At 74.6% G+C, this 14,454-nt stretch carries 9 protein-coding genes; 8 read left to right on the forward strand and 1 reads right to left on the reverse strand.

The window, feature by feature from the left end:
• The 4 genes from G3I54_RS17960 to G3I54_RS17975 all read left to right on the forward strand — a co-directional run.
• On the forward strand, nucleotides 1-1,150 hold a 1,150-nt coding region (locus G3I54_RS17960; protein WP_239144419.1), incomplete at its 5' end, for a tetratricopeptide repeat protein.
• 2 nt (nucleotides 1,151-1,152) lie between these two features.
• Nucleotides 1,153-2,577: a protein phosphatase 2C domain-containing protein gene (locus tag G3I54_RS17965; RefSeq protein WP_164615875.1), complete on the forward strand. Its 1,425-nt coding sequence runs from the start codon at nucleotides 1,153-1,155 to the stop codon at nucleotides 2,575-2,577.
• A gap of 19 nt (nucleotides 2,578-2,596) precedes the next feature.
• Nucleotides 2,597-3,958 (forward strand): VWA domain-containing protein, encoded by a 1,362-nt coding sequence (locus G3I54_RS17970; protein ID WP_164615876.1) that lies wholly within the window; start codon nucleotides 2,597-2,599, stop codon nucleotides 3,956-3,958.
• 96 nt (nucleotides 3,959-4,054) lie between these two features.
• Nucleotides 4,055-5,428 (forward strand): FHA domain-containing protein, encoded by a 1,374-nt coding sequence (locus tag G3I54_RS17975; protein WP_164615877.1) that lies wholly within the window; start codon nucleotides 4,055-4,057, stop codon nucleotides 5,426-5,428.
• 48 nt (nucleotides 5,429-5,476) lie between these two features.
• Here the strand turns inward: G3I54_RS17975 and G3I54_RS17980 are convergent, their stop codons facing one another.
• Complete coding sequence (locus tag G3I54_RS17980) at nucleotides 5,477-6,514, reverse strand: methyltransferase domain-containing protein (protein WP_164615903.1); 1,038 nt, start codon at nucleotides 6,512-6,514, stop codon at nucleotides 5,477-5,479.
• Nucleotides 6,515-6,660: 146 nt separating this feature from the next.
• Between G3I54_RS17980 and G3I54_RS17985 the strand changes: the two genes are divergently transcribed.
• The 4 genes from G3I54_RS17985 to G3I54_RS18000 all read left to right on the forward strand — a co-directional run bounded on the left by G3I54_RS17985 (nucleotide 6,661) and on the right by G3I54_RS18000 (nucleotide 14,436).
• Nucleotides 6,661-7,065 (forward strand): globin, encoded by a 405-nt coding sequence (locus G3I54_RS17985; protein ID WP_030077640.1) that lies wholly within the window; start codon nucleotides 6,661-6,663, stop codon nucleotides 7,063-7,065.
• Nucleotides 7,066-7,254: 189 nt separating this feature from the next.
• Nucleotides 7,255-10,545: an FtsX-like permease family protein gene (locus G3I54_RS17990; RefSeq protein WP_164615878.1), complete on the forward strand. Its 3,291-nt coding sequence runs from the start codon at nucleotides 7,255-7,257 to the stop codon at nucleotides 10,543-10,545.
• 1 nt (nucleotide 10,546) lies between these two features.
• Nucleotides 10,547-13,426 carry an ABC transporter permease gene (locus tag G3I54_RS17995; protein WP_164615879.1) on the forward strand — a complete coding sequence of 960 codons (2,880 nt, stop codon included), beginning with the start codon at nucleotides 10,547-10,549 and terminating at the stop codon, nucleotides 13,424-13,426.
• Nucleotides 13,423-14,436: an ABC transporter ATP-binding protein gene (locus G3I54_RS18000; RefSeq protein ID WP_164615880.1), complete on the forward strand. Its 1,014-nt coding sequence runs from the start codon at nucleotides 13,423-13,425 to the stop codon at nucleotides 14,434-14,436. The genes G3I54_RS17995 and G3I54_RS18000 overlap by 4 nt, the downstream gene beginning before the upstream one ends.
• The last annotated feature ends 18 nt before the right edge of the window (nucleotides 14,437-14,454 follow it).

Below are 14,454 nucleotides of genomic sequence, written 5' to 3' on the forward strand. Positions count from 1 at the left end.
GGGGGCCGCTCCGCTGGCGGCGCCGCCGACCCATGTCCGGGGCTCCGCGCAGGGCGGCGCGCCGCTCGCGTACGCTCCCCCGGCGCAGGTTCCGGTTCCGGCGCCCCGGGCGGCGGAGCAGGCGCAGGGCGGCACGGACGGACCGTACGTCGCGACCGCCCCGTACGGTCCCTTCGGGGCGACCGCCGGAGGTGTCCGGCTCGCCCTGTTCGACACCCGGGCCACCTCGCTGGCGCTGCCGGTCCCCCGGGTCGACGCGATGGACCCGAACGCCGGTTTCCTCGCCGGTCTGATGGCCTCCGCCCCGGCCGAGCTGATCACCGCCCTGCACACGGTGCCGGCCCCCTCGCTGGAGACCCGGCTGCGGGAGCTGCGGGCCCGGCTGGAGATGCGGGAGCTGGATTCGGCCGCGCGTGCGCTGACCACCCTGGAGGGTGAACACGCGGACGACTGGCGGGTCGTCTGGTATCGGGGCGTCACCTCGCTGGTGACCGGCGACCACGAGACGGCGGCGCTCTCCTTCGACGCGGTCTACGACGCGTTCCCCGGCGAGATGGCGCCCAAGCTGGCGCTCGGGATCTGCGCGGAGGTGCTGGGTCAGCTGGACAACGCCGCCGAGTACTACCGCCTGGTGTGGGCGACCGATCCGGGCTTCGTCAGCGCCGCGTTCGGCCTGGCCCGGGTGCAGATCGCCGCCGGGGAGCGGGCCGCGGCGGTGAGCACCCTGGAGTCGGTGCCGGAGGCCTCGATCCACTACACGGCGGCCCGGGTCGCCGCCGTCCGGGCGCGGCTGCGCGAGCGCTCGCACCGGGAGCCGCTGCTGGTCGACCTGACGGCCGCCGGGATCCAGGTGGCGGCGCTGGCCGCCTTCGGCCTGGACCCGGTGCGCCACGAGCAGTTGTCGACCGAGGTACTGGGCAAGGCACTGGACTGGGTACTCTCCGGTAGTCCCGGTGTCCCGGGGCTGGGCGGACCGGCCGCCGGTTCGCCGGACGCACGCAAGCTGCTCGGCGCCGAACTGAACGAGCGGGGGCTGCGGTTCGGGCTGGAGCGCTCGTACCGGATGCTCGCCCGGCTCGCGCAGCGGGGCGACGAGAGGATCGAACTGGTGGAGCGGGCCAACCGTTTCCGCCCCCGGACGTGGGTGTGAAGATGTCTCAGAGCCACCAGCAGCCCGCCCTGTCGAAGTGCCCCGGCTGCGAGGAGCCGCTGGATACGGGCGACCTGTTCTGCGGGGCGTGCGGCTACGACCTCTCGGCCGTTCCGGCGCGCCCCGACGACCGGCCCACGATGGCCATCACCGTGCCCCCGGCCGCCCCGGCCGCCGGGGCGGTGCAGTGGCCCGCCGCAGCGGAGACCGACAGTTCGGACGTGCCCGCGCCCGTGCACCATCCGGCGGACCTGCCGGGGACGGACTCGGGCGGCAGGCCGCTGGCCGAGCCGGAGCACGGTCAGGAGCCGGCGTCGGGCCGGGGCGCGGTGGACCGGCCGGCGGGCGGTCAGGCGGCCGGGCCCGTGCCGGTGCGCCACGACGACCGGGCGGCTCCGGGCGACGCGGCGGATTCCGGTGACTTCGCGCTGGCCGCGCCCGATCCCCGTACGGCGGAGCACGCCGCCGCGCCCGCCGCCGCTCCGGCCCCCGGGGCGAAGGTCTGTGTGGCCTGCCGCTCCGGCCGGGTGGACCCCGACGGCTACTGCGAGAACTGCGGGCACGCCCAGCCCCGTGAGCGCGACCACATGGAGCAGGAGCTCGACGCGGTGGCCGCCGTCAGCGACCGGGGCCTGCGCCACCACCGCAACGAGGACTCCTTCGCGGTGTCCTCGACCGCGCTGCCCGACGGTTCGCCCGCCGTCGTCGCGATCGTCTGCGACGGCGTCTCCTCGGCGAGCCGCCCCGACGAGGCGTCCGCGGCCGCCGCGAGCGCCGCCAACGAGGCGCTGCTGGAGTCCCTGCCGCGCGGTACGCATCCGCAGCAGGCGATGCACGAGGCGATCGTCGTCGCGTCCGAGGCGGTCAACGCCCTGGCGCAGGAGCCGGCCGGGGCGATGGAGCACGACGCGCCCCGCCATCAGAACGCCCCGGCCTGCACCCTGGTCGGCGCGATCACGGCGGGCGGTCTGCTGGTCGTCGGCTGGGTCGGCGACAGCCGGGTCTACTGGGTGCCGGAGGACCGGACCCAGCCGACCGCCCGGCTCACCGAGGACGACTCCTGGGCCGCGCAGATGGTGGCGGCCGGCCTGATGAACGAGGCGGAGGCGTACGCGGACGAGCGCGCCCACGCCATCACCGGCTGGCTCGGCGCCGACTCGTACGAACTGGAGCCGCACACCGCCGCGTTCAAGCCGGACCGGCCGGGCCTGGTGGTCGTGTGCACGGACGGCCTGTGGAACTACGCGGAATCCGCCGAGGAGATGGCCGCCGCCGTCCCGGCAGACGCCCAGGAACGACCGCTGCACGCCGCCCAGGTGCTCGTCGGCCACGCGCTCGACGGCGGGGGCCACGACAACGTAACAGTGGCGCTTCTGCCGTTCGCCGTACGGCCGCAAGGGGCAGGATCGGCCTGCGAAACCGCTTAACCCTCAAGGAGCCGACCAGATGGCCAACTTCTCCAAGTCGAACGTGCCGCAGTTCTCCGTCGAGGTGTATCAGAACGAGTTCCTGCCCGAGGGCGGCCGTGAGGTCAACGCGATCGTCACCGTCACCTCGACCGGCGGCGGCACCACCGGCGGCATACCGCTGGCGGGTGCGTCGACCTCGCCCGCGTACGTACCGGTGCCGTCCCCCGACGCGGCCGTGGTGCTGATGGTCGACTGTTCCGGCTCGATGGACTATCCGCCGACGAAGATGCGCAACGCCCGCGACGCGACGGCGGCGGCCATCGACACGCTGCGCGATGGCACCCGGTTCGCGGTGGTCGCGGGGACGCACGTGGCCAAGGACGTCTATCCGGGCAACGGGCGGCTCGCGGTCGCCGACGTACAGACGAAGGCCCAGGCCAAGGACGCCCTGCGGAAGCTGAGCGCGGGCGGGGGCACCGCGATCGGCACCTGGCTGCGGCTGGCCGACCGGCTGCTGAACTCCGCTGACGTGTCCATCCGGCACGGCATCCTGCTGACCGACGGCCGCAACGAGCACGAGTCGCCGGAGGATCTGCGGGCGGCCCTGGACTCCTGCGCCGGCCGGTTCACCTGCGACGCCCGCGGGGTGGGCACCGACTGGGAGGTGAAGGAGGTCACCGGCATCGCCGCCGCCCTCCTCGGCACGGCCGACATCGTCGCCGACCCGGCGGGCCTGGCCGCGGACTTCACGCGGATGATGGAGAACGCCATGGGCAAGGAGGTCGCGGACGTTGCGCTGCGGCTCTGGACGCCGGTGGGGGTGGAGATCCGGTTCGTGAAGCAGGTCGCGCCCACGGTCGCGGATCTGACCGGGCGGCGCACCGAGGCGGGCCCCCGGGCCGGGGACTACCCGACCGGTTCCTGGGGCGACGAGTCCCGCGACTACCACGTGTGCGTCCTGGTGCCGGAGGCCGGGATCGGCCAGGAGATGCTGGCCGCCCGGGTCTCGCTGATCCTGCCCGACCCCTCGGGCGCGGGCGCCCCGCAGACCCTGTCGCAGGGGCTCGTCCGGGCCGTGTGGACGGACGACATGGTGGCGTCGACCTCGATCAATCCGCAGGTCGCGCACTACACGGGCCAGGCGGAACTGGCACAAGTCATCCAGCAGGGGCTGGACGCACGCAAGTCGGGCGACTTCGACGGCGCGACGGCGAAGCTGGGCCGTGCGGTGCAGCTGGCGTCGGCGTCCGGGAACCAGGACACCGCGAAGCTGCTTTCGAAGGTGGTCGACGTCGTCGATGCCGCGACAGGTACTGTGCGACTGAAGGCGAAGGTCGCGGAAGCGGACGAGATGACCCTCGAAACGCGCTCCACCAAGACCGTTCGCGTCAAGAAGTAGCACCACACGATCACCACTCGATCACCTCGCGGACATGCGCCGCGATCGACAGCATGCGGCCTCCGCGGCCGGAAGAGGAGAGGGGGAAGCGCCGACATGCCGACCTGCCCGAACGGACACCAGTCGGGTTCCGAGGACTGGTGTGAGGTCTGCGGACACCGCATGGCGCCCGCGGGTGCCGTGCCCCCGCCTCCTCCGCCGCCGCCAGCGCCCGGTTACGGCTACCCGCAGCCGGGTTCCGACGGTGGCCAGCCCACCATGCAGGCGGAGCTCTGCCCGCAGTGCCGTACGCCGCGTGAGGCGATGGCTCCGTACTGCGAGGAGTGCCGCTGGAACTTCCTCACCAACACGGCGACCTCGTACACCCCGCTGGCCCCGCAGCACGGCACGCCCAGCGGTCCTCCGCCCGGCCTCAATCTGCCGCCCGGATTCCAGGCGCAGGGCCCCGGTGGTCAGCCCGGACCCGGCGGCCAGGGCGGTCCCGGCGCGCAGGGCGGTCCGCCCGGTGCGCCGCAGCCGCGCGACCCGTTCGACTACCAGGGCTCGCGCCCCTCGCAGATGAACCGCCCCGCCGAGCCGCTCGCTCCCGAGCAGAACGGTCCGCACGGAAACGGCGGACAGGGCGGCAACGGCGGTCAGGGCGGGCCTCCGCCGTCGTTCCAGCAGCAGGGCCCCCCGCCGCCGCCCTCGTTCCAGCAGCAGGGGCACCAGCCGCCTCCGCAGCAGCAGGCGGGGCCCTCGACGCACTCGCCGTTCGAGCCGCAGCAGGCCTCGCCCTTCGCGCCTCCGCAGCAGCAACAGCAGTCGGCGCCGCCCGCGCCGCCGCAGCCGTCGGGGCACACCGGCGGCGGGGACGACTGGATGCTGCCGCCGCCTTCGCAGAGCCGGCCGCCGCAGCCGCCCCAGCAGTTCCAGCAGCCCCAGGGCCCCCACCAGGGCCAGCAGAGCCAGGGCCAGGACCCGGGGCAGGGCTACGACCAGGGGCAGCAGCACGGCCAGGACCAGGGTTACGACCAGGGTCAACAGCACGGCGGGGTTCCCGGCCAGGGCCGGCCTCAGCAGTCCACCTCCTGGACCGCCGTGATCGCCCCGGACCGCGCGTACTTCCTCGCGATGATGCAGCGCAGCGGCCCCGAGGCGACCGGGCTGAACCTGCCCGCGTACTCCCCGGAGCAGCGTCTTCCGCTCACCGGGAGCCAGATCACCATCGGGCGTCGCCGGCACAGCACCGGCGAGTCCCCCGACGTCGATCTGTCGGTGCCCCCGGAGGACCCGGGCGTCTCGCACCAGCACGCGGTGCTGGTCCAGCAGCCCGACGGCGGCTGGGCGGTCGTCGACCAGAACTCCACCAACGGCACCACGCTGAACGGCGCCGAGGAGCCGATCCAGCCCTACGTCCCCGTACCGCTGCAGGACGGCGACCAGGTGCACGTCGGGGCATGGACGACGATCACGGTCCGCCGGGACTGAGCGCACACCGCCGCACGCACCACCTCGTACACCTGGCCGCTCGCCGCCTCACCCGGTGGCGAGCGGCCAGGTGTACGGGCCCTGCGGGTCGTCGAGCCAGGCCCACTGCCGGCCCTGGCCGACCGTGATGCCGTACCTCTCCCGCTGCGGGCGCTCCTCGCGCTCCCAGAGGGAGAGGGCCTCGTGCGGATCGAGGGTGCCCGCGGTCAGGGTCAGGAGGAAGCGGAAGAGGTCGTCCCCGGCCACCCGGCGCGGCAGTCCGCCGAGATACGGAAGACCGCCGGGCAGCGGGAGCGCCCCGCGCAGGGGCACGAAGTACGCCGGGGTGTGCAGGAAGTGCCCCTCGGCGCGCGGTCCGTGCGCCGTCGCACGGACCTGGAGCGAGACCAGGCCGGTGGCGAGCGGCGCGAGGATCCGCGCCCCCGGACGGCACTGTTCCGGCCAGCTCTGCGGTACGGCCGGCAGGGTGCAGGTCGCGATGATCCGGTCGTACGGGGCGCGCTGCGGGCAGCCCCGGGCCCCGTCGCCGGTGATCACCGTCGGGCGGTATCCGGCCGCGGCGAGGTGGGCGCGGGCCGACTCCGTGATCTCCGGGTCCAGGTCGACGCTGGTCACGGCGGAATCGCCGAGCCGGTGGGCGAGCAGCGCCGCGTTGTAGCCGGGGCCGGTGCCGATCTCCAGGACCGTGTCTCCGTCCCGTATGTCGAGGGCGTCGAGCATCAGGGCCATCAGGGACGGCTGGCTGGAGGACGAGACGAGTTCGCCGTCCTTGAGCCGGGTGGCCAGCGCCCCGTCCGCGTACACGCCGCGCAACCAGCGGGAGCGCCGTTCGGGGTCGGGGTCCTCGCCCCAGACGCGCTCGAAGCCGCCGTTTCCGTGCACGTAGTAGAACGGCACGAACAGATGGCGGGGCACCTCGGCGAAGGCCGTACGCCAGGCGGGGTCGGCGAATCCGCCCCGCGCGGCGATCTCCCGCACCAGGGCCTCCCGCGCCGCGTCGGCCTCGGCGTCGGGGACGGGCGGGGAGGGACCTTGCCGGTACGCACCCGGGTCTCCCGGGTCGCCCGGGCCTTCCGAGTCGCCCATGCCTCCCACGTCTCCCGTCTCTCCCGTCTCTCCCATCTCTCCACTGTCCTGCGCCGGGGCCGCGCGGGCGAGCGGCGGACCGGGGGTTCCCGGCCCTTGGTCCTAGGACCCCTGTCCTCGGCCGGTGCGTCTGCGACCATGGACGGGTGACTGAGATTCCGCGCGACACGCTTCAGGAGCAGACCTTCTACGAGCAGGTCGGCGGCGAGGCGACCTTCCGGCGCCTGGTCCACCGCTTCTACGAGGGCGTGGCGGGCGACGAGCTGCTGCGGCCGATGTATCCGGAGGAGGATCTGGGCCCGGCCGAGGAGCGGTTCGCACTGTTCCTGATGCAGTACTGGGGCGGCCCGCGCACCTACAGCGACCACCGGGGGCACCCGCGGCTGCGGATGCGGCACGCGCCGTTCCGGGTGGACCGGGCGGCGCATGACGCCTGGCTCGGCCATATGCGGGTCGCGCTGGACGAGCTGGGGCTCGCGCCCGAGCACGAGCGGCAGTTGTGGGACTACCTGACGTACGCCGCCGCCTCGATGGTCAACACCGCGGACTGATCGGTTCCGGACCGCAGCGCAACGATCTGTGACCGGACAACTCCGGAATCCGGCGTTCCAACCCCGAATAACGATCACGATCGCATCAAGGTGCACCGGCAAGCGGTTACCAGAACCTGTTGCCTCTGAAAGCATCACCCGTACGCCGGGGGGCGTGCGCATGCGGTGTTTCCGGGGCTGGGGGATCAGGTGACGGGTTTCGTCCTACTGCGGGTGAGGGCTCATCGCCTTCTGCTCTCCGCGGCGGTGCTCGCCGTCCTGCTGACCACATCTGTCCTGGCCGCGCTCACCGCGCTCGTAGGTTCCGTGGGCGACGCGGCCCTGCGCCACACGCTCACCCACGGATCGGCCGCGTCCGCCGCCCTAGTCGTCTCCGCTTCGGTGGACCACGAGAAGCGCACGGAGGCCGATGCCGCCGTCCGCAAGGCCTCGCGCGACGCCTTCGACGGACTGCCCGTGACCGTCGGGAAGCTGGAGAGCTCGGGGTCGTACGCGCTGCCGCGGAGCCTCCAGGACCCGGCCGCCCGGCGCGGCGAGCCGGACCTCACCCACTTCGCCGCCCTCGACCGGAGCCGGGTGCGGATCACCGAGGGCAAGGCGCCCGCGGCCCCCGACGGCGCCGGACCCGTCCAGGTCGCGCTGCCCGTCGTCGCCGCCGAGGCCCTGAAGCTGAAGCCTGGCGCCCGGCTCACCGTCACCGACCGGCTGCGCGAGAAGAAGCAGCGGGTCCTGGTCACCGGCGTCTACGAGGCCGCCGACCGCTCCGACCCGTACTGGCAGCTGGATCCGCTCGGCGGGCGCGGGGTGCGCAAGCTCGCGTTCACGACGTACGGTCCGCTGCTCACCGACCCCTCGGTCCTCGCCTCCGGCGCGCTCGGCAAGGGCGAGACGTCCTGGCTGGCGGCCGCCGACTTCGCCACGCTGACCACCGGCTCCATGGACGGGCTGCGCGATGCGTCGGCGAAGGCCCCGAAGGCTCTGACAGCCGCACCGGTGTTCGCGTCCGGCGTCACCGCGCGGATGTCGCTGCCCACCGTGCTCGACCAGCTCGACCGGGCGCTGCTCGTCTCCCGTTCCACGCTGATGATCGTCGCGGTGCAGCTGGTGCTGCTCGCCGCGTACGCCCTGCTGCTGGTGGCCCGGCTGCTGAACAGCGAGCGCGACGGGGAGCGTGAACTGCTGCGGGCCCGGGGCGGTTCCCGGGGCCGGATCACCTCGTTCGCCGCGATCGAGGCGCTGTTGCTCGCGGTGCCCGCCGCGGTGGTCGCCCCGCTGCTCGCGGGGCCGCTGACCGGGCTGCTGGCGGAGCGCGGCGCCCTGTCCCGGATCGGGCTGAAGGTCGGACAGGCCTCGACCGGGACCGTGTGGCTGGTCTCGGCGGCCGTCGCGCTTGCCTGTGCCCTGGCGGTGGTGGCCCCGTCGCTGACGGCCGGGGCGAGCGGCCGCAGGTCCCGGGCGGCTTCGCTGCCCGGCCCGGTGCGGGCGGGCGCGGACCTCGGGCTGCTGCTCATCGCGGCCGTGGCGTACTGGCAGCTGGACCGGCAGGCCGGCAGCGGGGCGCTCAGCGGCGACCGGGCGGGCAACCTCGGCATCGACCCCCTGCTGGTCACCGCCCCCGCGCTGGCGCTGCTCGCCGGAACGGTCCTCACGCTGCGCCTGCTGCCGCCCGCCGCGAAGCTCGCCGAACGGCGTGCGGCCAAGGGCCGGGGGCTGCCCGCGGCGCTGGCGGGCTGGCAGTTCAGCCGCCGCCCGTTGCGCGGGGCGGGGCCGGTGCTGCTGCTGGTCCTGTCGGTCGCGATGGGCATGCTGGCGATCGGGCAGAGCGCCTCCTGGGACCGCTCGCAGTCCGACCAGGCGGACTTCGGCTCCGGCGCCTCGGTCCGGCTCGTGGGCGGGCACGGGAGCGGTACGGCGACGGCCGGCGCCTACAGCGCCCTGGAAGGGGTGCGGCAGGCGGCCCCCGCCTACCGGGCGGACGTGGAGGTCTCCGGCGGGCGCATGGCCGAGGTCCTCGCCCTGGACACGGCCCACGCGGACGAGCGGATGCTGATGCGCTCCGACCTCGCCGACACGAGCCCGCGCCGGATGTTCGAGACCATCGCCCCGGAGCGGGCCCCGCGCCCCGGACTCGTACTCCCGAAGGACAGCACCCGGCTGAAGCTGGACGTGCGGATCACCACGGTTTCGCCGAAGCGCTCCGGCGCCTCCTCGGACGCGGACCCGGCGCCACCGGTGGTCACCGTGCTCCTGGAGGACCGCTACGGCCTCCCCTACCGGGCCCTGGCCGGCACCGTGCCCGCGGACGGCCGCCCGGTCGCGGTGTCCGTACCGGTGTCGGCGGCGGGTGGTCTGGCCGTGACCGGCATCGAGGTGGACGGCGAAGCACCGTACCGCTACGCGCAGCAGCGCAGGGTCTCGGTGGGCGACGTACGGGTGGTCACCGGCTCCGGCGCCGAACGCCCGGTGCCGACGACGGGATCGGTGCGCTGGGACGCGGCCATGACGCTCACCGAGTTCGGTGAGGTGCGGCCGGGCAAGCCGCCGGTCCGCAACGGGAGGTCGGGCCTGCCGGACTTCACGTACGACACCGGTACGAACAGCGAGGACAGCTGGGAGCTGACCAGCGGCCTCCTGCGGATCACCGCCGCCCGGCCGAAGGCCACGGTGGTCAAGGCGGTCGCGACGGACGCCTATCTGAAGAACACGAACGCGAAGCTGGGCGACGAGATCGACCTCACCCTGGCCGGGAACACCATCCGGGTCACCCTGGCGGAGTCGGTACGGCGGCTGCCGACCACCGAGGCCGCCGCGCTGCCCGGGGCCGCGGACCCGGTGGCGAGCGGCGGCGCGCTGCTGCTGGACCTCAAGGCCGTCACCGCGGTCCTGGCCGACCGGCCGACCGCGACGATCGAGGCGTCCGAGTGGTGGCTGAGCACCGCCCCGGGCGACGCCGCGAAGGCGGCCGCCGCCCTGCGCGCCCTGCCGGACACCGACCCGGCCCAGGTGCTGGTCCGCGCGGAGGCCGCCCAGCAGTTGGTGGACGACCCGCTGGGTGCGGGACCGCAGTCGGCGCTGCCGGCCGTCGCGGTGGTCGCCGCCGCGCTGGCGGCCGTCGGCTTCGCGGTCAGCGCCTCCGGTTCCCGGCGAGAACGGTCGGCCGAACTCGGCGTGTTGCGGGCGCTCGGTGCGCCGCGCCGCCAGCTGGCCCGCATGATCGCCGCCGAGCAGGGTGTGCTGATCGCCCTCGCGCTGCTGATCGGGCTCGGCATCGGCACGGTGCTGACCCGGGCCGTCGTCCCGCTGATCGTGCTGACCGGGCAGGCGGACCGGCCCGTTCCGCCGGTGCTGGTCGAGCTGCCCGCCGGGCAGGTCGCCGCGCTGCTGGCCGGGGTCGCCGCCCTGCCGCTCGTGATCGTCGCGACGATGGCGCTGCGCCGCGGAGACCCGGCGGTCACGCTGCGCCACCAGGGGGACCACTGATATGAGCAACGACAAGCGGGCGGCCTCCGCCCCGTGGGCACGTACCCGGCTGCGCACCGCGCCCGGTGCGGCGGCGGCCCTCGCGGTGCTGGTGCTGGTGACGGCGTTCCTCGCCGCGGCGTTCCCGCGGGCCGTGGACGCGTACGAGACGAAGGGGCTGCGCCACGACATCCTGACGGCGGACGCGGGCCGCAGCACCGTGGAGATCGCCCGCCCGCAGCCCGGTCTCGAACTGCCGCAGGACCAGCGGGAGGCCGAGGCGCGGAGCCCCGAGCTGACACGGGTCGGCAAGGCGCTCCTGAAGGCCCTGCCCGCACCGCTGCGGGCCGACGCCTCGTCGGTCGCGTTCGGCGTGCGCACCACGAAGCCGGCCGTCGCGACGGAGCCCTGGCTGGCGAGGCCCGACGCGGTGCCGCCGCGGCTCACGTATGTGGCGCAGTCGGGGCTGAAGGACCACGCCACGCTGGCCTCGGGCGCCTGGCCGGCGGCTCCTGGCGGGGTGACGGCGGACTCCCGTGCGGTGCAGGGCGCGGTCACCGAGGAGACGGCGGCCGAGCTGAAGGTGAAGGTCGGCGCGACCATCACCCTGCTCACCGCGGCCCAGGAACCCATCACGGTGACGATCACCGGCATCGTGGCTCCGCGTGACCCGCGGGGCAGCTACTGGTCCACCGATCCGCTGCTGCGCACCCCGTCGCTGGTCCCGGACCCCACCGACCCCTTGCCGGTGCACTTCTGGACCGGCACCGTCCTGCTGGCGGAGGACGCCGGTCCGGTGCTCCTGAGCACGGCGGCCGAGCCTGCCCTATTCTGGCGGATCCCGCCCGACCCCACAGCGCTGACCGGCCCCGACGGCGCCCGGCTGACGTCCGTCATCGCCTCGCTGGAGAGCGGCCCCGGGCTGCTGAAGGTGCGCGGGATCGCCGGGGACACCGCGGCGGTCTCCACCGGACTCGGCACGATCGTGGAGTCCAACGCGCGGATGCGCGACGCGATCAGTCCCGTGATCGCGGTCGCCGCCCTCGGCATCGGCTCCGTGGCCGCCGTCGTCCTGCTGATGACCGGCGCCCTGATCGCCGGCCGGCGCCGCAGCGAACTGGCGCTGATGCGTTCGCGCGGCGGTTCGCTGCGCGGCATCGGCGGCCGGCTGCTCGCGGAGACCGCGGTGACCGTGCTGCCCGCGAGCGCGCTCGGCCTGCTCCTCGCGGTGCTGCTGGTGGGCGAGGGCCGGTGGTGGCCGGGAGCGCTGGCCGCGGCCGGCGTCGGCCTCCTGGTGTGCGTCGCCCTTCCCGTACGGACGACGCTCCAGCACATCCGGCCCACGCTGCACGGTGCCCGCGAGGACATGGTGAGCGCCCGGCCCTCGCGCCGCCGGACCGTGGCCGAACTGACCCTGCTCGTCCTGGCGGTGGGCGCGGTGACGGCGCTGCGGCGGCGCGGTACGTCGACCGGGGGCGGTACCGACCTGCTGGTCAGCGGCGCGCCCGTGCTGGTCGCGCTGATCGCGGCGCTGGTGCTGGTACGGCTGTATCCGCTGCCCCTGCGGCTCGCGACCCGGCCCATGGCCCGGCTGCGCGGGGCGATCGGCTTCCTGTCGCTGGCCCGTGCCGGCCGGTCCTCGGCCGGTGGGGCGCTGCCGTTGCTGGCGCTGCTGCTGGCGCTGGCCACGGCGGCGTTCGGCGGTTCGGTGATCGCGGGCATCGGCGACGCACGGGACGACGCGGCGCTGGCGACCGTCGGCGCGGACGCCCGGATCAGCGGACTGAGCGACCGGGCGACGCTGCCCGACGAGCTGGTCCGTACGGTGCGCGACCTGGACGGTGTGCGGGACGCGGCGCCGGTACGGGTCGAGTACAGCGTGGCGATGCCGGAGGCGGCGGCCGGTGACGACTCCGGTACGGGTACGGGCACGGGCACGGATACAGATCCGGAAACGGGTACGGGCACGGCCGACGACGCGGCGGGCGCGGGCGACGCGGCGACCGCGGCCCTGGTGGGCGTCGAGCCCGCCTCGTACGCCCGGCTGGCCCGTGCCCAGGGGCTGCCGGCCTTCCCGGCCACCCGGCTGAAGGCCACCGGCCCCTCCGCCCCGCTGCCCGAGGGCACGAAGGCCGGCCGGGAGCGGGTCCTGTCGGCCATCGCCTCCCCGGCGGTGGCGGCCCGGCTGGGCAAGGAGCCGCGCGCGATCAGGACGCTGTCCGGGGACTTCCAGGTCCAGGTCGTGGGAACCACGGCACGCGCCGCCGCGGTCTCCCCCACCGACTTCCTGATCGTGAACGCCGCTTCGCTGGAGCAGAGGGCGCCCACCACCCTGCTCCTCGCCGGCGCCCCGGACCCCGGGAAGCTGCGCGCGGCGGTCGACGGGAACGGCAAGAAGTTCGTCGTACAGCTGCGTTCCGAGGAACGCGCACGCTATGTGAACACCCCGATGCAGGCGGGGGCCGAGCGGATCTACCTCGCGGCCGTCGCGGCGGGCGCCGGATACGCGCTGCTGGCCGTCCTGCTGTCGCTGCTCCAGACCGCGCCGGAGCGCAAGACGCTGCTGGCGCGGCTGCGCACGATGGGGCTCACCACCGCACAGGGCAGGCGGCTGCTGGCCCTTGAGGCGACCCCGCAGGCGCTGCTGGCGGCGGGCGGCGGACTGTTCACCGGCTGGGCGACCATCGCCCTGCTCTCCCCCGGCGTCGATCTGGTTCCGCTGGCGCTCGCCGGCGTCGCCGGATCGGACACCGACCCCGTCGCGCTGCGCACCGACCTCTGGTCGCTGGGGGTGCCGGCCGCCGGGGTCGTGGCGCTCGCCGCGGCGGTCGCGGGTGTGCAGGCGTGGTGGGCGAGCCGCCGCGGATCGATCACCGAACTCAGGGCAGGAGACTCCCGATGACCTCGTCCACCGAGACGGCAGACACGGCCCGCGCGGCCGGAACGACGCTGGCGGAGCTGGAGCAGCGGGCCGCGGCCCGCCGGGACCGCCCTTCCTACGGGCACGACGCGCTGATCGCCTGCGACCGGGTGGTGCGGATCTTCACCACGGACGGCGTGGAGGTGCAGGCCCTCCAGGGGCTCGATCTGCTGGTCACCGAGGGCGAGTTGATGGCCCTGGTGGGGGCGTCGGGCAGCGGCAAGTCGACGCTGATGAACATCCTGGCGGGCCTGGACGTGCCGACGGCCGGCTCGGCGAAGGTCGCGGGCTGCGATCTGCTGTCGATGGGCCCGAAGGAACGGCTGCGCTACCGCCGGGACGTGGTCGGGTTCGTCTGGCAGCAGACCGCCCGCAATCTGCTCCCGTATCTCACCGCGATCCAGAACATCACCCTGCCCATGCAGCTGCGCGGCGGTGGCAGCAAGCGCGAACGGGCGGCCCGCGCCGAGTCGTTGCTCACCATGCTCGACATCGCGGACTGCCGCGACCGGCGGCCCCAGCAGCTGTCCGGCGGGCAGCAGCAGCGGGTGGCCATCGCGGTGGCGCTGGCCAACAACCCGTCCGTGCTGCTCGCGGACGAGCCGACCGGTGAGCTGGACTCGGCCACCGGGGAGCAGGTCTTCGCCGCGTTCCGGCGCGCCAACGAGGAGCTGGGCACCTCGATCGTGATCGTCACCCATGACCAGGCGGTCGCGAACGAGGTGCGGCGTACGGTCGCCATCCGCGACGGCCGTACGTCCTCCGAGGTGCTGCGCCGCACGGAGGTGGACGCGGCGACGGGCCAGGAGTCGCAGGTGGCCCGGGAGTACGCGATGCTCGACCGGGCGGGACGGCTCCAGCTGCCCGCGGACTACACGCAGACGCTGGGCATGGAGCACCGGGTGCTGCTGGAGCTGGAACAGGACCACATCGGCGTCTGGCCGGACGCGCACGGGGCGCCGGAGGGGTCTTCGGACCCGCAGGAGAAGTAGCGGCGGAGGCGATCGGCC

The sequence above is a fragment of the Streptomyces sp. SID14515 genome, assembly GCF_010548505.1.
GTDB classification, from domain to species: domain Bacteria; phylum Actinomycetota; class Actinomycetes; order Streptomycetales; family Streptomycetaceae; genus Streptomyces; species Streptomyces caviscabies.

Coding starts and splice junctions, on each gene's coding strand:
- G3I54_RS17965 (WP_164615875.1), top strand. CDS start 1,153: ATGTCTCAGAGCCACCAGCAGCCCGCCCTGTCGAAGTGCCCCGGCTGC.
- G3I54_RS17970 (WP_164615876.1), top strand. CDS start 2,597: ATGGCCAACTTCTCCAAGTCGAACGTGCCGCAGTTCTCCGTCGAGGTG.
- G3I54_RS17975 (WP_164615877.1), top strand. CDS start 4,055: ATGCCGACCTGCCCGAACGGACACCAGTCGGGTTCCGAGGACTGGTGT.
- G3I54_RS17980 (WP_164615903.1), bottom strand. CDS start 6,514: ATGGGCGACTCGGAAGGCCCGGGCGACCCGGGAGACCCGGGTGCGTAC.
- G3I54_RS17995 (WP_164615879.1), top strand. CDS start 10,547: ATGAGCAACGACAAGCGGGCGGCCTCCGCCCCGTGGGCACGTACCCGG.
- G3I54_RS18000 (WP_164615880.1), top strand. CDS start 13,423: ATGACCTCGTCCACCGAGACGGCAGACACGGCCCGCGCGGCCGGAACG.